The sequence below is a fragment of the Kitasatospora sp. NPDC041988 genome (assembly GCF_055588525.1).
Map to the genome: position 1 here is coordinate 2,958 of NZ_JBVJCO010000025.1, position 21,574 is coordinate 24,531.

A 21,574-nucleotide genomic window follows, 5' to 3' on the forward strand; every position below is an offset into this window, starting at 1 on the left:
TCTCTCTCTCCTCCCTGTTCCCCCCCCCCCCCCCCCTCCCCCCCCCCACCCCCCCCACCCCCCCCCAACACACCCCACCCCCCCCCCCCCCCCTCTCCCCCCCCCCCCCCCCCCCCCCCCCCCCCCCACCGGCATGTCTGGCGCGCTGCGGACCGCCGGCAGACCTCCCCCGAGGACACGGCCGCCGTCCGTCGTTCCCCGGACAGGAGGCCGGGGTTGCGCGCGGAGCGGATGGGTGGGTTGGCGGATCGGTCTACTTGGGCGGCTTCTTGCCGGTGACACCCAGGTACACCAGGGGAGCGAGATTGGGCTTGAGGTCCTTGACCTTGACGCCCCAGGAGGTGAAGGCCTTCTGGTGCTCGGCCGCCGAAGCGAGCAGCGAGACCAGAGAGCCGGCGACGGCGGCCGGGTCGAGCGACTTGTCGGCCTGGCCCTTCGCCTGGAGTTCCTTGACGGCATCCGTGAGTGGCTTGGCGACCGCGTTGAGGACCGTCATGCGGATCTTGAAGAACCGCTTGTCCCCTTCGGCGGCACCGAGCGTGACCACTCGGAGAATGGCGTCGTTCTTGCGCCAGAAGGCGAGGAATCCGTCGACCAGTTCTTCCGAAGTGGCCGTGCCGGACTTCCCTGCCCAGGACTTTCCGGCCACCAGCTCTTTGAGCGTGTCGGAGTCCTTGGCCATTTCCTCGGCGATTTCGAGGACGGCGCCCTCGACATCCGGGAAGTACTGGTAGAAGGTCGCGGGGGAGGTACCCGCCATACGGGCGACGTCGATGACCTTGACGTCCCGATAGGGCGACGTGCTGAGCATCTCGCGGAGGCAGTCGAGCAGCTTCTGCCGCGTCTCCTGTCCGCGTCGCCCGGCGACGCGACCGTCGACGGTGCGAACTTGTCCTGTCATGCCGTCAGCTTACCGTGGCTCGATCTTGGCGCGATTCGGTGATGTGACAATTACTCCGCCCGGGGGTTGGTATAGGGGTGTGAACCAGTTCGGACGGATATTCACCGTGGCCCGGTCAAGCCCCCCCGTGTGCTTATGACCTCACAGCGTGACGGCCCCTCCGCTGAGGGGTGGTCCGGTGACAGAACGTGACGATCTCCGGTGGGATGCGGGCCGGGCCGCAGGGGGTCCGGGCGGGCCCGGATGCAAGCCGCCGCCGGAGCGGACGTCAGAATCCGGCCGTTCCGGCGGCACTGACCGGACGGCGACCGCGGCGGGCCCCCGGGAGGGCTCTGGGCGGGGGAGGTTGGAGATGGGCCGGGCGGCGTTGGAGAATCGGGTCCGGCACCCCGTGGTGGGTGCGGAAAACGGGGAGGTGGCAGCGGAGTGGACCAGCTGACGGCGCACGATCCGAGGCGGATCGGGCCCTTCGAGGTGCTGGGGCGGCTCGGCGCGGGCGGGATGGGCCTGGTCTACCTGGCGCGGTCCCAGTCCGGCCGGCGAGTGGCCATCAAGACCGTCCGGGGGGAGCTGGCCGAGGACGAGCTGTTCCGGGTCCGTTTCGCCCGGGAGATCGCGGCCGCCAAGACGGTCGGCGGTTTCTACACCGCGGCCGTGGTCGACGCCGACGCCGACGCCCGGGTGCCCTGGCTGGCCACCGCGTACGTCCCGGCGCCGTCCCTGGAGGACCTGGTCACCGAGTGCGGGCCGCTGCCGGCGGGGGCGGTGCGCTGGCTGGTCGCGGGCATCGCCGAGGCCCTGCAGTCGATCCACGCCGCCGGGCTGGTCCACCGGGACCTCAAGCCCTCCAATGTGCTGGTGGTCGAGGACGGCCCGCGGGTGATCGACTTCGGCATCGCGGCCGGCGTCTCCAGCACCCGGCTCACCATGACCAATGTCGCGGTCGGCACCCCGGCGTACATGTCGCCCGAGCAGGCCCGCGACAGCCGCAGCGTCTCCGGCGCCAGCGACGTCTTCTCGCTCGGCTCGCTGCTCGTCTTCTGTGCGACCGGCCACCCGCCGTACCGGGGTGCCAACCCGGTCGAGACGGTGTTCCAGCTGCTGCGCGAGCAGCCCGACCTCTCCGGCCTGCCGGCCGAGCTGGTGGACCTGGTCCGCGCCTGTATGCGGCCGTCCCCCGAGCACCGGCCGTCGCCGGCGCAGATCCAGGCGGAGCTGGCCCCGCACCTGTTCTCCCGGGACGACGCCTCCGGCGAGGCCGGGGACTGGCTGCCGCCCAACGCGCTGGAGCTGATCGAGCGCAAGCGTGGCCGCCGTCAGCCCCCGCCCGTCCAGGCCGCCCCCGCACCGCCGCAGCCGGTGCCGCCCCAGCCGGTGCCGCCCCAGCCCGTCCAGCAGCAACAGCAGCAGTCGCCGGTGCCGCCGCAGCGGCCCGGCCGGGACGACCCGCGCACCCGGCACCCCGTCGGACACCACGCCCCGCCCAGCACCGGGCCGGTGCACGCCGCACCGGCGCTCCCGGGGCCGGACACCGAGGCCGCCACCGAGAAGCTCTCCGCCCCCCGCCGCCACCGCGCCCCCGTCGTCGGGGAGAGCGCCGCCGAGGTGCGGCTGCCCAACGCCTCGGTGCGGATAGGCCCGGGGCCCAGGGCCGAGCAGGCGGGGCCGGGCTCCGCGCCCGCCGAGACGGACTGGGTCCGCCGGGCCACCCCGCCGCCGGTGCGGGCCGCCCGCTGGCGCCCCTGGCGGTTCCGGATGTCCAACGACGTCTGGGGCACCCCGGTGATCGCCGACGGCACCCTCTTCGTCTCCAGCTTCGAGGTGCACGCCCTCGACATCGCCTCCGGCCAGCGCCGCTACAAGACCCGTGACGTCGCCTGGGCGCTCGCCGTCGACGCCGGCCGGGTGCACGCCGCCGACGGCCCGCACCTCTACACGGTGGACGTCTCGGACGGCACCGAGCGCTGGCGCAACTCGCTGGACGGCTGGGTCTACTCGCTGGACGCCGCCGACGGCGTCCTCTGCTGCGGCGTCCGGGGCGGCGGGGTGCAGCTGCGCTCGGCGGCCGGCGGCGTCGAGCTGTGGCGCGCCGACGACGCCCAGCAGGACTACGAGAACCCGCAGTCCGGCCCGGCCCTGGTGGGCGGCGCCGCGTACTACTACGGCGGCGGGCGGCTGCGCTGCGTCGACCCGCGCGGTGCGGGCCTGCGGTGGTCCTTCCCGGTCGGCGAGGACGTGCCGTCCCGCCCGGCCGAGCGGGCCGGGGTGCTGTACGTGACGGCCGGTACGCGGGTGTACGCGCTGGACGCGGCGAGCGGCGCCGAACGCTGGCGCTTCGAGGCGCCCGTCGTGCTCTTCACCCCGCCCGCGCTGGACGCGGACGCGGTGTACGTCGCCGACTACCTCGGCACGGTGTACGCGCTGGACGCGGCCACCGGCCGGGACCGCTGGCGCGGCGTCACCGGCAGCCGGCAGGGCGCCGAGCCGGTGGTGGTCGGGGACGGCATGGTGCTGGTCGGCAGCGGCGAGGTGCTGTACGCCTTCGAGTCGGCCACCGGCCGGGAGCGCTGGCGGTACACCGCGCGGGGCGAGATCGTCGGCTCCCCGGCGGTCGCCGACGGCCTGGTCCACCTGGGCAGCCGGGACCAGTCGCTGCATACCCTGGACCTGGCGAGCGGTCAGCTGCGCTGGGAGCTCGGCACCAAGGGCGAGCTGACCGGATCCCCGGTGGCGGTCGGCGGGAAGGTCTTCGTCGGCAGCAAGGACCGCTGCGTCTACGCGCTGGACGCCTACTACGGCACGGCGGTGCCCTCGCACTGAGCGGGCGGGACGGCAGGGGCGGGGGAGACGGCAGGGGCGGGGGTCGGCCGACGACCCCCGCCCCTGCGCGCTTCCTCCGCTACTTCTTCCGGGCCTCCGGGTGGCGGCTGCACCAGCCCTCCCACGCCGAGGCCACCATCTCCTCGACGCCGTGGCGGGCGGACCAGCCCAGCTCCCGGCGGATCAGCTCGGCGGAGGCCACCACCCGGGCGGGGTCGCCGGCGCGGCGCGGGGTGACCTCGCCGGTGGCGTCGTACCCGGTCACCTTGCCGATGACGTCCAGCATCTCCGTGACGCTGACGCCCTCGCCGCGGCCGATGTTGAGGATCAGCGCGGTCTCGCCGGCCGGGTCGGCCGCCAGCCGCTTCGCGGCCGCCACGTGGGCGGAGGCGATGTCGGAGACGTGGATGAAGTCGCGCACGCAGGTGCCGTCGGGGGTCGGGTAGTCGGCGCCGAAGACCCGCGGGGCCTGACCGGCGGTGAGCCGCTCGAAGACCATCGGGATCAGGTTGAACACGCCCGCGTCGGACAGCTCCGGCGAGGCCGCGCCGGCCACGTTGAAGTAGCGCAGCGACACGGTGGAGATGCCGTGGGCCTTGCCGGCCGCCGAGACCAGCCACTCGCCGGCCAGCTTGGTCTCGCCGTACGGGCTCATCGGCGCGCACGGGGTGGACTCGGTGACCAGGTCGACGTCCGGCATGCCGTAGACGGCGGCGGAGGAGGAGAACAGGAAGCGCTTCACGCCGCCCTCGGCGGCCGCCTCCAGCACGGTCTGCAGACCGATCATGTTCTCGCGGTAGTAGAAGAAGGGCTGCTCGACCGACTCGCCGACCTGCTTCTTCGCCGCGAAGTGCAGGATGCCCTCGACCGCGTGCTCGCGGATCGCCTTGTCCAGCACGGCCCGGTCCAGCGTGGACCCCTCGATCAGGGCCACCCCCTGCGGCAGCCGCGTGCGGTCGCCGGTGCTGAAGTCGTCCAGGACGGCGACCCGCTCGCCCGCGTCGAGGAGCTGCTGCACCACGTGCCCGCCGATGTATCCGGCACCGCCGGTGATCAACCAAGTCATGGCCCGCATCCTAGGCGGTCGAGCTTTCGGACCGGCGCCGGGCGAGTCGGCGGAGGCACTCGGACATATCGGTGAAATGCTGACAAAGATCTCTGTCCGGTGAGGGAATCGGAGGCAGCCAAGGTGAACCGCAAGAAGGAGCCCACCCGTCCGCTCCCAGCCGGGCCGCGCCCCACCGGGCCCAAGGCGTTCGGCGGGCGGCTGGCGGTGCCCGGGGCGGTCGCCGCGGTGGCCGCCCTGGCGGTGGCCGCATGCAGCAGCGGCTCGTCCTCCTCCTCGTCGTCGACCTCAGCGACCGTGGGCGTCTCCGTGTCGGCCTCCACCCAGCCGACGAGCGGCAACCAGCTCCAGGACGCCTACCAGAAGGTGATCGCCGACGTGCTGCCCTCGGTGGTGCAGATCACCACCGCGACCGGCCTCGGTTCCGGAATCGTCTACGACAACAAGGGCGACATCGTCACCAACGCCCACGTGGTCGGCACCGCCACCACCTTCACCGTGACCCTGGCCAACAGCGCCAAGCCGCTGGACGCCACCCTCGTCGGCAGCTACCCGGACTCCGACCTCGCGGTGATCAGGCTGACCAGCCTGCCGGGCGGCCTCCGGCCGGCCGTCTTCGGAGACTCCGGCAAGGTCCAGCTGGGCCAGATCACGCTCGCCATGGGCAGCCCGCTCGGGCTCTCCGGCAGCGTCACCCAGGGCATCGTGTCGGCCACCGGCCGGACCATCGCCGAGCCGACGGGCGGCGGTTCGCCGGGCGCCACCATCGGCAACATGGTGCAGACCTCGGCGGCGATCAACCCGGGCAACAGCGGCGGCGCCCTGGTCAACCTGAACAGCCAGGTGATCGGCATCAACACGCTCGCCGCCACCGAGCCGGAGACCAACGGCGCGGCGGCGCCCGGCATCGGCTTCGCCATCCCCGCGTCCACCATCACCAACATCGCCGACCAGCTGATCAAGGACGGCAAGGTCACCAACTCCGGCCGGGCCGCGCTCGGGATCACCGCCCGCACGTACTTCGACCAGAACTTCCACCCGGCCGGGGCCGTCGTCGTGGCCGTCAGCCCGGGTGGCGCGGCCGAGGCGGCGGGGATGCAGGCCGGCGACGTGATCACCAAGGTCGGCGACACCCCGGTCGACTCGCTGAACTCGCTCACCACCGCGCTGGCCTCGCTCACCCCGGGCAGCAAGGTGACCGTCAGCTACACCCGGGACGGCCAGGACAAGACCACCGAGGTCACCCTCGGCACCCTGGCGACCCCCTAGACCACCGGCGTCGGCCGCCCGCACACCGCGCAAGGGTCGGCGGGCGGCCGGCGCACGGGTGCGGCCGGGACCACGTCAACTGCCTCGACGTGGTCCCGGCCGGTTGCCGTCCGCGGGTTCCGTGGGCGGGCGGATGGTCAGCGGCGGGCGGCGCGGGTGCGCCAGGGGAGCTCGATCGTGACGGTGGTCGGGCCGCCGTGCGGGCTCTCCACCAGGAACACCCCGTCGACCGCCCGGATCCGCTCGGCCAGCCCGCCCAGGCCGCTGCCCGGGTAGGGGGCCGCGCCGCCCTTGCCGTCGTCCTGGACCAGCACCATCAGCTGGTCGCCGGCGCGCCAGACGTCCACCGTCGCGGAGCGGGCGCCGGAGTGCTTGGAGACGTTGGTCAGCAGCTCGCTCACGGTGAAGTAGGCGATGCCCTCGACCGCCGAGTCCGGGCGCTCCACGGCGCCGTCCGCGGTCCTCAGCTCGACGTGCACTTTGACCCCGCCCGGCACGGTGCAGCGGGCGGCCACCGCGGAGAGCGCCGCGTCCAGGCCGCGGTCGGTGAGCACCGCCGGGTGGATGCCGCGGGCCAGGTCGCGCAGCTCCTGGAGGGCGAGCTTCACCTCGCCGTGCGCGTTGTCGACCATTTTGGCGGCGGCTGCCACGTCGTCCGGCGTCTCGGTCTCCCGTAGCCGCTCCTTGGCCAGGCCGAGGTCCATCGCCAGCGCCACCAGCCGGGCCTGGGCGCCGTCGTGCAGGTCGCGCTCGATCCGGCGCAGGTCGGCGGCGGCGGTGTCGACCACCGTGCCGCGGTCGTCCTCCAGCTCGCGCACCCGCTCGGACAGCGCGCCGGGGGAGAGCAGGATCTCCACCAGCATCCGGTCGACCGCCGACTCGAAGCGGACCACCCAGGGCAGCGCCGGCCAGCCGATGATCACGCAGATCAGGGTCACGGCGAAGCTCAGCAGGCCCCAGGGCAGCAACAGCACGTAGTAGAGGACCGAGCGCCAGCTCAGCGCGTCCGTGAGGTGGGCGATCGCGTAGCCGGTGACCCCGGGGCGGGGCCGGCGCACCGGCTCCGGGTCACGCAGCTCGGAGCCGTACACCGAGCGGGCACGGCGTCGGGCGAAGCCGCCCATGCCCCGGCAGCCGGCCAGCCCGGCGGCCAGCAGGGGCAGGCCGATCACGGTGACGGAGAGCGCGAGGCCGATGGAGAGCGTTGCGACGGTGAAGACGAACCCCGCGATGCCCAGCGGCAGGTTGAGCATCAGCTGCCCGGCCTGCCGCCACATCCGCCCGCCGTACAGCGGGGCGCGTTCCATGCGCGCGTCCTGCCCCTTGATGGCGTCCGCGGCGCGGCGGTGCAGTGGTCTCATCCGGATCTACCGTCCCTGTCGGTCGAGCTGATGATCCCAAGCTTCCACGGAAAGGGGCCGTCGGGGCCATGGGGGTGATACGTCTCCCCGGGCGGGGGTTATCCCCACCCCGCCGGCACGCCCCCGCCGTCACGCGGGGGAGGAGGCCGGGGGCCGGGGCGGGACGTCCCGGTGTCCGCGGGCGGTCCGCCGATCGTCTTGCGGATCGGGCAGGGTGCGGTGCGCCACGGCCGTGCACTTAGACTCACGCATTGGCGATGGTTATGACCGTGTAAAGAAACGTCGTAGAACTGCCTTGTAGGGCGGATTCACGGCCGATGTGGAGGCGAGTGGCATGGAGGGGCAGCCGGCAGCTGCCGTCGCGGCCGACCCGGCGGTCGGCAGCGGCTACTTCGACGCGTATGCCGCGATGGGCCTGCTCGCCGTCGTCGGCGTGCTCTTCGTCGCCGTGGCGTTCACCGCGAACCGGCTGCTGCGGCCGGTGGTGTACTCGCCGGAGAAACTCCTCGCCTACGAGTGCGGCGTGGACCCGGTGGGCGAGGACTGGGCGCACACCCAGGTCCGCTACTACGTCTACGCCTTCCTGTACGTGATCTTCGCGGTCGACGCGATCTACCTGTTCCCGTGGGCGACCGTCTTCGCCTCCGCCGGATACGGGGCCGGAACGCTGGTCGAGATGTTCGTCTTCATCGGCTTCCTCGCGGTCGGACTGCTCTACGCCTGGAAGAAGGGCGTTCTGGAATGGACGTGACGCACAACCACGCGCACGCGCACGGTGCCTCCGGTGGCCCGGTCCCGCTGGGCCTGCCGGACCCGGCGCGCCCCGGTGCCGCCGTCGAGCGGCGTGGCATCGGCCCGCTGGCCCGGCTCGCGCCGGACCCGGTCAAGGTGGTCCTCAACTGGGGCCGCCGCTACAGCCTCTGGTGCTTCAACTTCGGCCTGGCCTGCTGTGCGATCGAGTTCATCGCCGCCTCCATGGCCAAGCACGACTTCATCCGGATGGGTGTCATTCCGTTCGCGCCGGGCCCCCGCCAGGCCGATCTGATGATCGTCTCGGGGACGGTGACCGACAAGATGGCGCCCGCCGTCAAGCGCCTCTACGAGCAGATGCCCGAGCCGAAGTACGTCATCTCCTTCGGCGCCTGCTCCAACTCCGGCGGCCCGTACTGGGACTCCTACTCCGTCACCAAGGGCGTCGACCAGATCATCCCGGTCGACGTCTATGTGCCCGGCTGCCCGCCGCGGCCCGAGGCGCTGCTCCAGGGCATCCTCAAGCTCCAGGAGAAGATCGCCGCCGAGTCGCTGCCCGGCCGGTACGCCGCGCCGGCCGCCGCGCTGCGCCGTCCGCTGGTGGCCGGGCCCGCTGCCGAAGGAGGGGCCTCGTGACCACGGCCGAGCAGTATGCGGCGTCGGTGGGCGAGTGGGCCACCGGCGCCGAGGCGTACGGTCTGGTCACCGTCGACGTGCCCGCCGAGCACTGGATCGAGGCGCTCACCGCGGCCCGGGACGTGCTGGGACTCTCCTTCTTCGACTGGCTGAGCGCCGTCGACGAGCTGGCCGAGGGCTTCTCGGTGGCCGCCCACCTGGCCTCCGCCGACGCCCCGGGCGTGCGCCACCTGGTGGTGCGCACCCGCGTGCCGCGCGACGAGGCCGCGCTGCCGACCGCCGTCGAGGTCTACGCCGGTGCCGCCTGGCACGAGCGCGAGACGCACGAGATGTTCGGCATCGACTTCCCCGGGCACCCCCACCTGGCCACCCTGCTGCTGCCGGACGGCTTCGAGGGGTACCCGCTGCGCAAGGAGTTCGTACTCGCCGCCCGGGTCGCCAAGGCCTGGCCGGGCGCCAAGGAGCCGGGCGAGTCCGACCACGGCGACGGGCCGGCGCGGCGCAAGATGCAGCCGCCCGGTGTGCCGGACCCGAACGAGTGGGGGCCGCTCAAGGGCACCCTGCCGCCGGTCGCCGAGCGGCCCGCGCGCGGCGCGCGTGCGGCAGGCGCGGCGCGGACGCCCCGGGCGGCCGCGGGTGCTGCGGCCGCCGGCGCGGCGGGCGCTCCGGCCGAGGGCGGACCCGCGGTGCGGGCCGACCGGCCGCGGCGGACCAGGACGGTCGGCGAGGGGTCGGTCAGCCAGGGGGCGGAGACGCCCGCGGCTTCCGACGGTGCTGCGGAGAGCGCGGCGCCGCCGGTGCGGGCCGACCGGCCGCGGCGGACCAGGACGGTCTCGGAGGGCTCCGCGAGCCAGGCGGCCACCGGAACCGCCGCCGAGAGCGCCGGGAGTGCTGCCGCGGAGGCGACGCCCGAGCGGCCGGCCAGGACGCAGTCTGCCGACGCGCCCTGGCACAACCCCGTGCCCGCGCACGACGAGCCCGCGAACGACGGGCCGGAGCACGGCAAGTCCGCGCACGGCGAGCCCGAGCAGAAGGACGCGAAGGACGCGAAGGACGCGGAGAGCGAGACGTCGGCCGAGTCGGCCGGCCAGGACGGAGACAGCGCGTGAACCTGCTCGACACGTTGCTGCGCTGTGCCGCCGCACTCGTCGTCTTCCTCACCTTCCCCCTGGTCATCGGCCAGACCGAGCACAAGGTGATGGCGCACATGCAGGGCCGGCTCGGCCCGATGTACGCCGGCGGCTTCCACGGCTGGGCACAGCTGGTCGCCGACGGTGTGAAGTTCGCGCAGAAGGAGGAGATCGTCCCGGCCGGCGCGGACCGGCGGATCTTCCAGCTGGCGCCCGCCGTCTCGCTGCTGCCGTACCTCTTCGTGCTGCTTGCCATCCCGGTCGGCCCGGACGGCTTCGTCGGCCAGGCGATCGACGCCGGGCTGTTCTTCGTGCTCGCCGTGATGGGCGTCGGCGTGATCGGCAAGCTGATGGCCGGCTGGGCCTCGGCGAACAAGTTCTCGCTGCTCGGCGGTCTGCGGACGGCCGCACAGCTGATGTCGTACGAGCTGCCGATGGTGCTCGCCGCCGCCTCGGTGGCGATGGCCGCCGGGACGCTCTCGCTGCCCGGGATCGTGGACGCCTGGCAGTGGTACTGGATCCCGTGGCAGATCATCGGCGCGTTCGTCTTCTTCACGGCCGGCCTGGCCGAGCTGCAGCGCCCGCCGTTCGACATGCCGGTGGCCGACTCGGAGATCATCTTCGGCGCGTACACCGAGTACAGCGGCCTGCGCTTCGCGTTCTTCCTGCTCTCCGAGTACGCGGGCATCCTGGTGGTCTCCGGGCTGACCGCGGTGCTCTTCCTGGGCGGCTGGCACGGCCCGCTGCCGGACGAGCTCGGCTGGCTCTGGACCGTCCTGAAGACCCTCGCGCTGGCCTTCGTGGTGATCTGGGTGCGGGTCACCTACCCGCGACTGCGCGAGGACCAGCTGATGCGCTTCGCGTGGACCGTGCTGATTCCGCTCGCACTCGTCCAGCTCGCCCTCACCGGCATCATCAAGGTGGCGATCTCATGAGTTTCCCCGGTGCCGGCCTGGCCAAGGGCCTGGCCGTGACTCTGCGGACGATGACGAAGAAGAGCGTCACCGCGCAGTACCCCGAGGTGCAGCCGGTGCTGCCGCCGCGCTCGCGCGGGGTCATCGCGCTGCTGGAGGAGAACTGCACGGTCTGCATGCTCTGCGCCCGTGAGTGCCCGGACTGGTGCATCTACATCGACTCCCACAAGGAGACGCTGCCGGCCGCCGATCCGAACGCGCGCGCCCGCACCCGCAACGTGCTGGACCGGTTCGCCATCGACTTCTCGCTCTGCATGTACTGCGGGATCTGCATCGAGGTGTGTCCGTTCGACGCGCTCTTCTGGTCGCCGGAGTTCGAGTACGCGGAGACCGACATCCTGGAGCTGACCCACGAGCGGGAGAAGCTCCGCGAGTGGATGTGGACCGTCCCGGCGCCGCCGGCGCTGGACCCGGGGGCCGAGGAGCCCAAGGAGATCGCCACCGCGCGCAAGGCGGCGGACAAGCTCGCGGCCGCCGCGGCCGCCGCCCTGGAGACGCCTGAGGGAGGTGAGCCGGAGTGAGTGCCGCCACCCTGCTGGCCGCGACCGGTTCGCTGGAGCCGGCCGCGCGTTCCTTCCTCTCCCCGACCGGGGTCGAGATCGTCTTCCTGCTGGTCGGCATCGTCGTGCTCGGCTCGGCCGTCGTCGCCGTCACCACCAAGCAGCTGGTGCACGCCGCGCTCTGGCTGGTGGCCGCGCTCGGCGGGCTGGCGGTGGAGTTCCTGCTGCTCACCGCCGAGTTCATCGCCTGGGTGCAGGTGCTGATCTACCTCGGTTCGGTGGTCGTGCTGGTGCTGTTCGGGCTGATGCTCACCAAGGCGCCGATCGGGCGTTCGCCGGACGCCGACTCGAAGAACCGCTGGGTCGCCCTGGCGGTGGCGCTGGCCTCGGCCGGCACCCTGGTGACACTGGTCGTGGACGCCTTCCGGACCTCCTGGATCGACCTCGGCGCGGGCGGCGGCTCGGCGGCGGTGACCGGCGCCAGCCTGTTCCGCACCTGGGTGCTGCCGTTCGAGGCGCTCTCGGTGCTGCTGCTGGCCGCGCTGATCGGCGCGATCGTGCTATCGCGCGGGGCCGGGCGGCGGGTGCCGGTGCCCCGGGCCGGGCGGATCCGGGCCGGCAAACCGGTGGGCTCCAACGGGACGGTCGCCGCGACCGTGCCCAGGCCGTCGGCCCCCGCGGAGACGACCTCGCCGGACGCGCCGGACGCGACGACGTCGACTACCTCGACTACCCCGCCGGATGCGGCCGTCTCGCCGACCTCGCCGGAGGAGAGCTGATGCACCTCGCCTACCCCGTTGTGCTCGCCTCGCTGCTGTTCGGCGTCGGCGTCTACGGCGTCCTCGCCCGGCGCAACGTCATCCTGGTGCTGATGTCCGTCGAGCTGATGCTCAACGCCGTCAACCTCAACCTCGTCGCCTTCGACGCCTGGCTGCGGGACTCCCTGCACGCCGGCCAGGCGCTCACCCTGTTCATCATCACCATCGCCGCCGCCGAGATCGGCCTCGGGCTCGCCATCGTCCTGCTGCTGTTCCGGGCCCGGGGCACCGCGGACGTGGACAAGGTCACCGCGCTCGGCGACCCGTTCGAGTCCGTCGCCGAGGAGGCGCCGGCCGGAGCCGAGGCGCTGAAGGGCCAGGCCGCCGCATGAACCTCGCCCTGCCCGCCCTCGTCCCCGCCCTGCCCGCACTCGGTGCGGCCGCCATCCTGGCCACCGGCAAGAAGGTGCCCGGCCTGGCCAGGCCGCTGGCGATCGTGCCGGTCGCCGTCTCGGCCGTGCTCGCCCTGGTCGTCGCGCTCCAGCTGGGGACCGGCCAGGTGCTGGACGTCGGCACCCGGCTCACCCCGACCGGCGGCCCGGACATCACGCTCGGCTTCTACCTGGACGGCTACTCCTCGCTGATCTCCGTCCTGGTCGGCCTGGTCGCCACCTGCGTGCAGGTGTACTCGACCGCCTACCTCAAGGACGACCCGCGCTACCCCTCGTACGCGGCGCTGGTCTCGCTGTTCACCGCGGCGATGTTCCTGGTCGTCTACTCGGGGGACCTGATCGTGCTGCTGGTCGGCTGGGAGGTCATGGGCATCTGCTCGTACTTCCTGATCGGCCACCACTGGGAGACCGCGGACGCCCGTTCGGCCTCGCTGAAGGCCTTCCTGGTCACCAAGCTCGGCGATGTGCCGTTCCTGTTCGGCATCTTCCTGCTCGGCGCCGACGCCGGCAGCTTCCGGATCCCGGACGTGCTGGCGGCCGCCGGCGACGGGCGGCTCGCCCACCCGACGCTGACCGCGCTGCTGCTGCTCGCCGGCGTGGCCGGCAAGAGCGCGCAGTTCCCGCTGCACACCTGGCTCCCGGACGCGATGGCCGGCCCGACGCCGGTCTCCGCGCTGATCCACGCCGCCACCATGGTCGCGGCCGGCATCTACCTGGTCGCCCGGCTGCTGCCGGTCTTCCTGCTCTCCGGTGCGGCGCTGGTGGTGCTGGCGGTGATGGCCGCCGTGACGATGATCGGCTCGGCACTCTGCGCGCTCGCCCAGGACGACCTGAAGCGGGTGCTCGCGTACTCGACCGTCGGCCAGCTCGGCTACATGGCCGGCGCACTGGCCAGCGGCGACCGTGAGGCCTCCGTCTTCCACCTGGTCAGCCACGGTGCGTTCAAGGCGCTGCTGTTCCTCGCGGCCGGTGTGGTGATCCACGCCGCGCACACCAACTCGATCTCCGCGATGTCCCGGATGCCCGGGCTGCGCAAGCGCGTCCCGGACGCCTACTGGACGATGGGCATCGCGCTCGTCGCCCTGATCGGGCTGCCGCCGTTCTCCGGCTTCTTCAGCAAGGAGGCGGTGCTGACCGCCGCCGAGCACGCCGCCAACGGCGAGGCGCTGACCAACGGCCTCGGCCCGGCCTCGGCTGTCCCGGAGGCGGCCGGCTGGATCGTGCTGATCTCGGCCGGGCTCACCGTGCTGCTCACGGCGGCGTACGCGGCCCGGCTGTTCCTGGTGGCGTTCCACAGCCCGGCCGCCGCCCCGGCTGCCGTCGCCGCTTCTTCGGCGTCGCCGGACCACGAGGCCGACGCGCCGTACTCGCCCGAGGTGGACGAGGCCGACCCGGCCACCGCCGAGCCGCCCGCGATGCGCTGGCCGCTCTGGGTGCTGGCGATCCCGACCATGAGCTTCGGCGTCGCCAGCCTGCGCACGGACTGGCTGCCCGCGCTGCTGGACGGCGGCTCGCTGCGGCCCTCGGCCGTCACCGCCGTGACCGGCACCGGCCTCGCCGTGGTCGGCGCGCTGCTGGCGTACGGCGCCTGGCGCTCCGCCGTTGCACGGCTCGGCGCCGGCCGGCCCGCCCCCGCACCGGAGGGCCGGGTGCCCGAGCAGGCCGGAGCCCCGGCCGCGGAGGTGATCGTCGCCGACCCCGGGCGCGCCCTGCTCGGCCCGCTGTTCGGCCCGGCCCGGCACGGCTTCGGCGTCGACCGGCTCTACAGCGCGCTGTTCGTCCGCCCGGTGGCCGCCGCCGCGCAACTGGTCCGCTTCCTCGACCGCGAGGTCGTGGAGGGGTACGTGCAAGGCAGCGCGCTCGGCGCCAACCTGCTCGGCCGGGCCGTCCGGCTCGCGCAGACCGGCAACGCGCAGACCTACCTCAGCGCACTGCTGGCCGGCGTCGTCCTGCTGGCCGTCCTGGTGGCGGTGTAGCCGGATGCCGTACCCCGTTCCCCTGATCCAGCCGGTGACCGAGCCGACCGCAGTCCGGCCGACCGCAGTCCGTAGGAGCCCCCGATGAACGCAGTCCTCATCGCCCTCCTGGTGCTGCCGCTGGCCGGCGCCGCCCTGACCCTGGCGCCGGTGTTCGGCGCCGACGCGGCCGCCGCCGACCGGCGCGCGCTGCGGCTGAACACCGTCGTCACCGGCGTCGTGCTGCTGCTGACCGTCGCCCTGGCGGCCGGCTTCGACCACGACGAGCCCGGCCGGATGCAGGCCACCACCGACGTGTCCTGGATCCCGGCCATCGGCGTGCGGTTCCACCTCGGCGTGGACGGCGTCTCGCTCCCGCTGATCGTGCTGACCTCGCTGCTCACCTTCCTCTGCGCGGTGTACTCGGAGAAGCGGCTTCCCGCCGGGGATGCCCGGGGCGGCGCCGCTGATGCCGGCCGTCCGTCGGCCCGGGCCTTCACCGGGCTGTTCCTCCTCCTCGAAGTCGGCATGCTCGCCACCTTCGCGGTGCTGGACCTCGTCCTCTTCTTCCTGGCCTTCGAGATCGTGCTGATCCCGATGTACTTCCTGATCGCCCGCTGGGGCAGCGGGGCGAAGGTACCGGCCGCCAACCGGTTCATCCTGTACACGCTGCTCGGCTCGGCCGTGATGCTGCTCGGCTTCCTGCTGGTCGGCAGCAAGGCGGGCACCTTCGACATGCAGGCCCTGGCCGCCGCGCACGGCAGCGGCCTGAGCCACACCACCCAGGTGATCGCCGCGTTGGCGATCATGGTCGGGCTCGCGGTCAAGGCCCCCGCCTGGCCGCTGCACAGCTGGCTCCCGGACGCGCACACGGCGGCCCCGACGGTCGGCTCCGTGCTGCTCGCCGGCGTGCTGCTGAAGATGGGTACGTACGGTCTGGTCCGCGTCCTCCTCCCGGTCGTCCCCGGTGGCGTCACGACGCTCGCCCCCTACCTGGGGGCGTTCGCCGCCGTCGGCATCGTCTACGGCTCGCTGGCCTGTCTCGCGCTGGCCCGGCCGGGGGCGAAGGGCGACCTCAAGCGCCTGATCGCGTACTCGTCCGTCGGCCACATGGGCTTCGTCCTGCTGGGCATCGCCTCCCTCACCCAGGTGGGCGTCAACGGCGCGCTGTTCGCCAACATCGCGCACGGTCTGATCACCGGCCTGCTCTTCTTCGTCGTGGGCGCGCTCAAGGACCGCTACGGCACCGCCGACCTCGACACGCTCGCGGGCGCCACCGGCGGCGCCCTCTACGGGCGGGCGCCGCGGATCGGCGCGCTGCTCGCCTTCGCCGCCGTCGCCAGCCTCGGACTGCCCGGGCTGGCCGGCTTCTGGGGTGAGCTGCTCGCGATGTTCGGCGCGTTCGACCCGGCCGACGGCCTCTCGCGCCCCGCGTTCGTCACCTACATGGTCCTGGCCGGCCTCGGTACCCTCCTCACCGCCGCGTACCTGCTGATCGTCGTCAAGCGCGTCTGCATGGGCGACCCGAAGCAGCCCGCCCCGGTGGAGCCGGCCGACCTGCGCCCGTACGAGGCCGTCAGTGGGACGCTGCTGCCCCCCCCCCCCCTCCCCCCCCCCCCCCCCCCCCCGCTCCTGCTCGGTCTCTCCGAGCCCGCCGTCAAGCACCTCCTCGGGGGTGGCTGATCATGCCCGGCACCATGCTCGGCGCCCAGCTCCTCAGCACGCAGCTCGGCGCCAGTACGCAGCTCGGCGCCGCGACCGGCACCGCACTCGGACCTCACTCCACGGGGCAGCCCACTGTGACCTCCCTCGCCGTAGCCAACCCGGGCAGCCTGATCCAGTCCGTGGACTGGGTGGCGATCGCGCCCCCGCTGATCGCCGCCGTGGCCGCCCTCGCCGTGCTGGTCGCCGACCTCTTCCTGCCCGAGCAGCACAAGAAGCTGCTCGGCCGGCTCACCGCGGCCGGACTCGCCCTCGCGCTCATCGCACTCCTCCCGCTCACCGGAGGCTCACCCCGAGCCACCTTCTGTGCGCAGAACGTAACGGGAGCCACTGACAGTCCCCTGGCCGGCGGCTCCGCCGTGGGAGGCTGCTCGTACGTCGCCGACCACTTCGCCCTGGTCTTCCAGCTGCTCGCGCTCGGTGGCGCGCTGATCGCCGCGCTGCTCTCGGCGCACACCGTGGACGACGAGAAGCTGCCCGCCGGCGAGTACTGGTTCCTGCTGCTCTCCAGCGCCACCGGTGCCGCCCTGCTGCCCGCCTCCCGCGACCTCGCCACCCTGGTGATCGCCCTGGAGGTGGCCTCGCTGCCGGCCTTCGCGCTGGTCGCGCTGCGCCGGGACGGCCGGGGCGCCGAGGCCGCGCTGAAGTTCTTCCTCTCCTCCGTCACCGCGACCGCCGTGATGCTGCTCGGCATCGGCTTCGTCTACGCCGCGAGCGGCAGCCTGCACCTGGCCGCGGTCGCCGACGGGCTGGAGCACGCCCCGGCGCAGCTGAAGCCGCTGGCCGAGGTCGGCGCGGTGCTCACCCTGGTCGGTTTCGCCTTCAAGGTCGCCGCCGTCCCGTTCCACTTCTGGGTGCCCGACACCTACACCGGCGCGCCGCTGCCGGTGGCCGGCTACCTCTCGGTGGTCGGAAAGGCGGCGGGCCTGTCCGGCCTGGCGCTGGTCACCGCGATCGCCTTCCGCCCGTACGCGCACACCTGGGGCCTGGTGCTGGCGGTGCTGGCCGCCGTCACCATGACGGTCGGCAACGTCGGCGCGCTGCGGCAGCGGTTCGACACCCGGTACAGCGCGGTGCGGCTGCTCGCCTGGTCCTCGGTCGGGCAGGCCGGGTACCTGCTGGTGCCGCTCGCCGCCGCCGGGTACGCGCCGACCGGCACCGACGCTCTCGGTGCCACCGCCGCGTACGCGCTGATCTACGGTGTGGTGAACCTGGGCGCCTTCGGCGTGGTCGCCGCGGTCGGCCGCAGGCCCGGGACCAGCGTGGACGACTTCCGCGGCCTGTTCGCCCGGCGCCGCTGGACGGCCATGGCGCTCGCCTTCTTCCTGCTCTGCCTGGCCGGACTGCCGCCGGGCGTGATCGGCCTGTTCGGCAAGGTGGTGGTGTTCCGCGCCGCCGTCGACTCCGGGCTGGGCTGGCTGGCCGTCGTCATGGCCGTCAATGTGGTCATCGCTCTGTACTACTACCTGCTCTGGACGGCGCGGCTCTTCGCACCGGCGGAGGCGCAGGGCGCCGTCACCGCCGAGCGCCGGCTGCCCGCCTCGCTGGCCGCGACCCTGGGGCTCACCGCCTCCGTGGCCGTGGTGCTCTCGGTGGCTCCGCAGCTGGTTCTCCAGGTGGTGGGCGGCACCCTGTTCTGAGGCCGGCAGGGCCTCGGCCGGCGGGTGCGGCCCGGAGCGGTCGGGCACAGCCGGGGCGCCGACCCGGCCGGGCGGGGGCGCTGCTCGGGTGTCACGGTGGTCACAAGGGAACAAGGCCGATGTTCCCGCCCGTTGTCGGGGCAGAGGGACGAGGCAGAGAGGGCTTCCCCACCGCACCATTGGAGGGCCTGCCGTGCACCGCCGGCACAACGGACTGAGGACCGCAGCACTGCTGGGCGGCCTCTCGGCGCTGATCCTGGTGATCGGCAGCTTCTTCGGCCGCACCGGCTTCGTGGTCGCCCTGCTGGTCGCCCTCGGGGCCAACGCCTACGCGTACTGGAACAGCGACAAGCTCGCCCTGCGCGCCATGCGGGCCCGGCCGGTCAGCGAGATCGAGGCGCCGCGGCTGTACCGGATCGTCCGCGAGCTCTCCACCTCCGCGCGCCAGCCGATGCCACGCCTCTACATCTCGCCCACCCCGGCGCCGAACGCCTTCGCCACCGGCCGCAACCCGCGCAACGCGGCGGTCTGCTGCACCGACGGCATCCTGCAGCTGCTGGACGAGCGGGAGCTGCGGGGCGTGCTCGGGCACGAGCTGAGCCACGTCTACAACCGGGACATCCTGATCTCCTCGGTCGCCGGGGCGCTCGCCTCGGTGGTGATGTTCCTGGTGAACTTCGCCTGGCTGGTGCCGTTCGGCCGCAGCGACGACGACGACGGGCCCGGGCTCTTCGGACTGCTCGCGATCATGATCCTCGGGCCGCTGGCCGCCTCGCTGATCCAGCTGGCCGTCAGCCGCTCCCGCGAGTACCAGGCCGACGCCGACGGCGCCCGGATCACCGGTGACCCGCTGGCCCTGGCGAGCGCCCTGCGCAAGCTGGAGGCCGGCACCCGGCAGCTGCCGCTGCCGCCGGAGCCGCAGCTCCAGACGGCCAGCCACATGATGATCGCCAGCCCGTTCCGGCCCGGCGAGGCGGGGGCGAAGTTGTTCTCGACGCACCCGCCGATGGCGGAGCGGATCGCCCGCCTGGAGCGGATGGCCGGCTACCGGGGCTGAGAGCCGCCCTGCCGGGGTCGGGCGCCGCTCCCCGCGTCAGCCCGTGAGCTCCTCGTACGCCTGCCGCAGCCGGTGGACGCCCTCGGCGGCGTGGGCGGGGCTGTCCACGGCGGCGTAGCTCAGCCGCAGGTGCGGGGCCGGCGGCTCGGCGGCGTAGTAGGGCTGGCCGGGGGTGACCAGGACGCCGGCGCGCAGGGCGGCGGCGGCGAGCGCCCGGTCGTCGGTGCCGCCGGGCAGGCGCAGCCAGAGGTGGTAGCCGCCCGGCCGGTAGGGGCCGAGGAGGCCGGGGAGCTCGCGGCGCAGCGCGGCCACGGTGACGGTGCGGCGCTCCCGGAGTTCGGCGCCGAGGGTGCGCAGGTGCCGGGCCCAGCCCGGGTCGGCGACCAGTTCCAGGGCGGCCTCCTGGAGCGGCCGGGGCACGAAGAAGCTGTCCACCACCTGGGTCGCCCGCAGCCGTTGCAGGGCCGGGCCGCGCGCGGTGAGCGCGCCGACCCGCAGGTTGGGCGAGGTGGCCTTGGTCAGCGAGCGCAGGTGCACCACCACCCCGTCCGGGTCGTCGGCGGCGAGCGGGCGCGGCAGCGCCGGGGAGTCGGTGTGGACCAGGCGGCGGGCGAAGTCGTCCTCGACGACGAAGGCGCCGGCGGTGCGGGCGATCCGCAGCACCTCGGCGCGGCGTTCGGGGGAGAGCACGGCGCCGGTCGGGTTCTGGAACAGCGGCTGGCAGACGAACAGCCGGGCCCGGGTGGCGTCGAAGGCCGCGGCCAGCAGGTCGGTGCGGACGCCGTCCTCGTCCACCGGGACGGGGACCACCCGCAGCCCGGCCGCGCGGGCGACCGCGAGGATGCCGGGGTAGGTCGGCGACTCCACCAGGACGGGGGCGCCCGGGGCGGCCAGCGAGCGCAGGGCGATGGTGAGCGCGCTCTGCCCGCCCGCCGTGATCAGGACGTCGCCGGCGCCGAGCGGGCCGCCGTTTCCGCCGATGTCGCGGGCGAACCAGCCGCGCAGTTCGGTCAGCCCGTCCACCGGTGGCCGGTCCCAGGCTCCGGGCCGCCGTCCGGCCCGGGCGAGGGCGGCGGCCAGCAGCCGCTCCGGCAGCAGCGAGGCGTGCGGGTAGCCGCCGTTGAGGTCGACCACGTCGGGCGGTGGCACGTTCAGGGTGGCGAGCAGCGGCGCGGCGCCGACGTCGCGCTGGCCGGCGTCGGCGCTCAGCGCGACCTCCTGCCAGGAGAGGTCGCCGGGGCGGGCCGGCGTCGGGGCGGCGGCCGGCCGGGCGCTGGTGGCCGCGAAGGCGGCGGTTCGGAAGACCCCGGCGCCCGGCCGGGAGACCACCAGGCCCTCCGCGGCGAGTACGGCCATCGCCCGGGAGACCGTCACGGGGCTGACCTGGTGACGCTCCACCAGGGCCCGGCTCGACGGCAGCTTCCGTCCTTCCGGGTAGCGCTCCACCTCGCGTCGCAGTCTTTCGGCAAGATCGGCCACACTGCTACGCTCGTTCATGAAGACACAAGATAGCGCTATCCAGTCCGTGGCGATAGCACCGCAGGGGCCGTCCGCCTCCAGCGCCTCCGGTACGTCCGGCGGCTCGGGCGGTACTCCCGGCACCCCGGGCAGCTCCGGTGCCGCCCTGGCCGCGCTGGGTGTCCTCTCCTTCTCCTTCAGCTTCCCCGCCACCGCCTGGGCCCTGACCGGCCTCGGCCCGTGGACGGCGACCGGGCTGCGCGGCGCGCTGGCCGGAGTGCTCGCCGCGGTCTGCCTGGCCGCCGCCCGCGTCCCCGTCCCCGAGCGGCGGCACTGGCCCGGGCTGCTGATGGTCTCGGCCGGCTGCGTGCTCGGCTTCCCCCTGCTCACCACCCTGGCGCTGCGGGCCTCCTCGACGGCGCACTCGGCGGTCGTCATCGGCGTGCTGCCGCTCGCCACCGCCGCGTTCTCGGCACTGCGCACCGGCCGGCGGCCGTCCCGCACCTTCTGGGGAGCGGCGCTCGCCGGGGCGGTGGCGGTGCTGGCCTTCACCCTGGTGCAGAGCCACGGGCGGCCGACCGTCGCCGACCTCTACCTGTTCGCCGCGCTGCTGATCTGCGCCGCCGGGTACGCGGAGGGCGGGCGGATCTCGCGGGAGCTGCCGGGATGGCAGGTGATCGCCTGGGCGGTGGTCGCGGCGCTGCCGGCCACCGCGGTGGCCGCCGCCCTGGCCCTGACGGCCGAGCCCGTCCACCTGGGTGCGAAGGCGCTGGCCGGGCTGGCCTACACCGCGGCCGTCTCGCAGTTCGGCGGGTTCGTGGTCTGGTACCGGGGGATGGCGCTGATCGGGGTGCCGAGGGCCAGTCAGCTCCAGCTGGCGCAGCCGCTGCTGACGCTCGTCTGGTCGGTGCTGCTCCTGGACGAGGACCTGCCGGCGGCGGCGCCGGTCACGGCGCTGGTGGTGCTGCTCTGCATCGCGGTCACCCAGCGCGCCCGGGCGTGAGCGGCCCGAGGGTGCGCCGGGGGGGGGGGGGGGGGGGGGGGGGGGGGGGGGGGGGGGGGGGGGGGAGGGGGGGGGGGGGGAGGGGGGGGTGGGGGGGGGGGGTGGGGGGATAGCGCCATCAC

General features: G+C 73.9%; 18 protein-coding genes. 14 read left to right on the top strand and 4 right to left on the bottom strand.

Annotated features, from left to right (window positions below; all coding sequences use genetic code 11):
* Positions 1-253: 253 nt before the first annotated feature.
* On the bottom strand, positions 254-901 hold the full coding sequence (locus ACZ6NC_RS23865; protein WP_380313970.1) for a TetR family transcriptional regulator: 648 nt from the start codon (positions 899-901) through the stop codon (positions 254-256).
* Positions 902-1,327: 426 nt separating this feature from the next.
* Here ACZ6NC_RS23865 and ACZ6NC_RS23870 point away from each other — a divergent pair, with 426 nt between their 5' ends.
* A complete protein-coding gene (locus ACZ6NC_RS23870) occupies positions 1,328-3,721 on the top strand; it encodes an outer membrane protein assembly factor BamB family protein (protein ID WP_465735812.1) in 2,394 nt (797 codons plus the stop codon).
* A 79-nt stretch (positions 3,722-3,800) separates the two neighbouring features.
* On the opposite strand, the gene galE is transcribed toward ACZ6NC_RS23870, so the two are convergent.
* Positions 3,801-4,787 (bottom strand): UDP-glucose 4-epimerase GalE, encoded by a 987-nt coding sequence (gene galE, locus ACZ6NC_RS23875; RefSeq protein WP_465735813.1) that lies wholly within the window; start codon positions 4,785-4,787, stop codon positions 3,801-3,803.
* Positions 4,788-4,988: 201 nt separating this feature from the next.
* On the opposite strand from galE, the gene ACZ6NC_RS23880 reads away from it, so the two are divergent.
* Positions 4,989-6,056, top strand: a complete 1,068-nt coding sequence (locus ACZ6NC_RS23880; protein ID WP_465735897.1) for a S1C family serine protease — start codon at positions 4,989-4,991, stop codon at positions 6,054-6,056.
* Positions 6,057-6,193: 137 nt separating this feature from the next.
* Here ACZ6NC_RS23880 and ACZ6NC_RS23885 read toward each other — a convergent pair whose 3' ends face one another.
* On the bottom strand, positions 6,194-7,363 hold the full coding sequence (locus ACZ6NC_RS23885; protein ID WP_465735898.1) for a sensor histidine kinase: 1,170 nt from the start codon (positions 7,361-7,363) through the stop codon (positions 6,194-6,196).
* Between the two features lie 388 nt (positions 7,364-7,751).
* Between ACZ6NC_RS23885 and ACZ6NC_RS23890 the strand changes: the two genes are divergently transcribed.
* The 11 genes from ACZ6NC_RS23890 (at position 7,752) to htpX (ending at position 18,991) form a co-directional block, all read left to right on the top strand.
* Entirely contained in the window at positions 7,752-8,168 is a 417-nt protein-coding gene (locus tag ACZ6NC_RS23890) for an NADH-quinone oxidoreductase subunit A (protein WP_465735814.1), read from the top strand.
* Positions 8,159-8,803, top strand: a complete 645-nt coding sequence (locus tag ACZ6NC_RS23895) for an NADH-quinone oxidoreductase subunit B (RefSeq protein WP_465735815.1) — start codon at positions 8,159-8,161, stop codon at positions 8,801-8,803. The genes ACZ6NC_RS23890 and ACZ6NC_RS23895 overlap by 10 nt, the downstream gene beginning before the upstream one ends.
* Entirely contained in the window at positions 8,800-9,912 is a 1,113-nt protein-coding gene (locus tag ACZ6NC_RS23900; protein ID WP_465735816.1) for an NADH-quinone oxidoreductase subunit C, read from the top strand. The genes ACZ6NC_RS23895 and ACZ6NC_RS23900 overlap by 4 nt, the downstream gene beginning before the upstream one ends.
* 2 nt (positions 9,913-9,914) lie before the next feature.
* The gene (gene nuoH, locus ACZ6NC_RS23905; protein WP_465735899.1) at positions 9,915-10,868 is read left to right on the top strand and encodes an NADH-quinone oxidoreductase subunit NuoH; all 954 of its coding nucleotides are present in this window, start codon (positions 9,915-9,917) and stop codon (positions 10,866-10,868) included.
* Complete coding sequence (locus ACZ6NC_RS23910) at positions 10,865-11,428, top strand: NuoI/complex I 23 kDa subunit family protein (RefSeq protein ID WP_465735817.1); 564 nt, start codon at positions 10,865-10,867, stop codon at positions 11,426-11,428. Before nuoH ends, ACZ6NC_RS23910 begins: the two co-directional genes overlap by 4 nt.
* A complete protein-coding gene (locus tag ACZ6NC_RS23915) occupies positions 11,425-12,186 on the top strand; it encodes an NADH-quinone oxidoreductase subunit J family protein (RefSeq protein ID WP_465735818.1) in 762 nt (253 codons plus the stop codon). Before ACZ6NC_RS23910 ends, ACZ6NC_RS23915 begins: the two co-directional genes overlap by 4 nt.
* The gene (nuoK, locus tag ACZ6NC_RS23920) at positions 12,186-12,557 is read left to right on the top strand and encodes an NADH-quinone oxidoreductase subunit NuoK (protein WP_465735819.1); all 372 of its coding nucleotides are present in this window, start codon (positions 12,186-12,188) and stop codon (positions 12,555-12,557) included. Before ACZ6NC_RS23915 ends, nuoK begins: the two co-directional genes overlap by 1 nt.
* Entirely contained in the window at positions 12,554-14,593 is a 2,040-nt protein-coding gene (locus ACZ6NC_RS23925; RefSeq protein ID WP_465735820.1) for an NADH-quinone oxidoreductase subunit 5 family protein, read from the top strand. Before nuoK ends, ACZ6NC_RS23925 begins: the two co-directional genes overlap by 4 nt.
* A gap of 84 nt (positions 14,594-14,677) precedes the next feature.
* Positions 14,678-16,255 (top strand): complex I subunit 4 family protein, encoded by a 1,578-nt coding sequence (locus tag ACZ6NC_RS23930; RefSeq protein ID WP_465735821.1) that lies wholly within the window; start codon positions 14,678-14,680, stop codon positions 16,253-16,255.
* A 2-nt stretch (positions 16,256-16,257) separates the two neighbouring features.
* On the top strand, positions 16,258-17,934 hold the full coding sequence (locus tag ACZ6NC_RS23935; protein ID WP_465735822.1) for an NADH-quinone oxidoreductase subunit N: 1,677 nt from the start codon (positions 16,258-16,260) through the stop codon (positions 17,932-17,934).
* Positions 17,935-18,127: 193 nt separating this feature from the next.
* The gene (gene htpX / locus ACZ6NC_RS23940) at positions 18,128-18,991 is read left to right on the top strand and encodes a zinc metalloprotease HtpX (RefSeq protein ID WP_465735823.1); all 864 of its coding nucleotides are present in this window, start codon (positions 18,128-18,130) and stop codon (positions 18,989-18,991) included.
* A 36-nt stretch (positions 18,992-19,027) separates the two neighbouring features.
* Here htpX and ACZ6NC_RS23945 read toward each other — a convergent pair whose 3' ends face one another.
* Positions 19,028-20,488, bottom strand: a complete 1,461-nt coding sequence (locus ACZ6NC_RS23945) for an aminotransferase-like domain-containing protein (RefSeq protein ID WP_465735824.1) — start codon at positions 20,486-20,488, stop codon at positions 19,028-19,030.
* On the opposite strand from ACZ6NC_RS23945, the gene ACZ6NC_RS23950 reads away from it, so the two are divergent.
* Positions 20,487-21,452 (top strand): DMT family transporter, encoded by a 966-nt coding sequence (locus ACZ6NC_RS23950; protein WP_465735825.1) that lies wholly within the window; start codon positions 20,487-20,489, stop codon positions 21,450-21,452. The two genes, ACZ6NC_RS23945 and ACZ6NC_RS23950, sit on opposite strands and share 2 nt — an antisense overlap.
* Positions 21,453-21,574 lie beyond the last annotated feature (122 nt).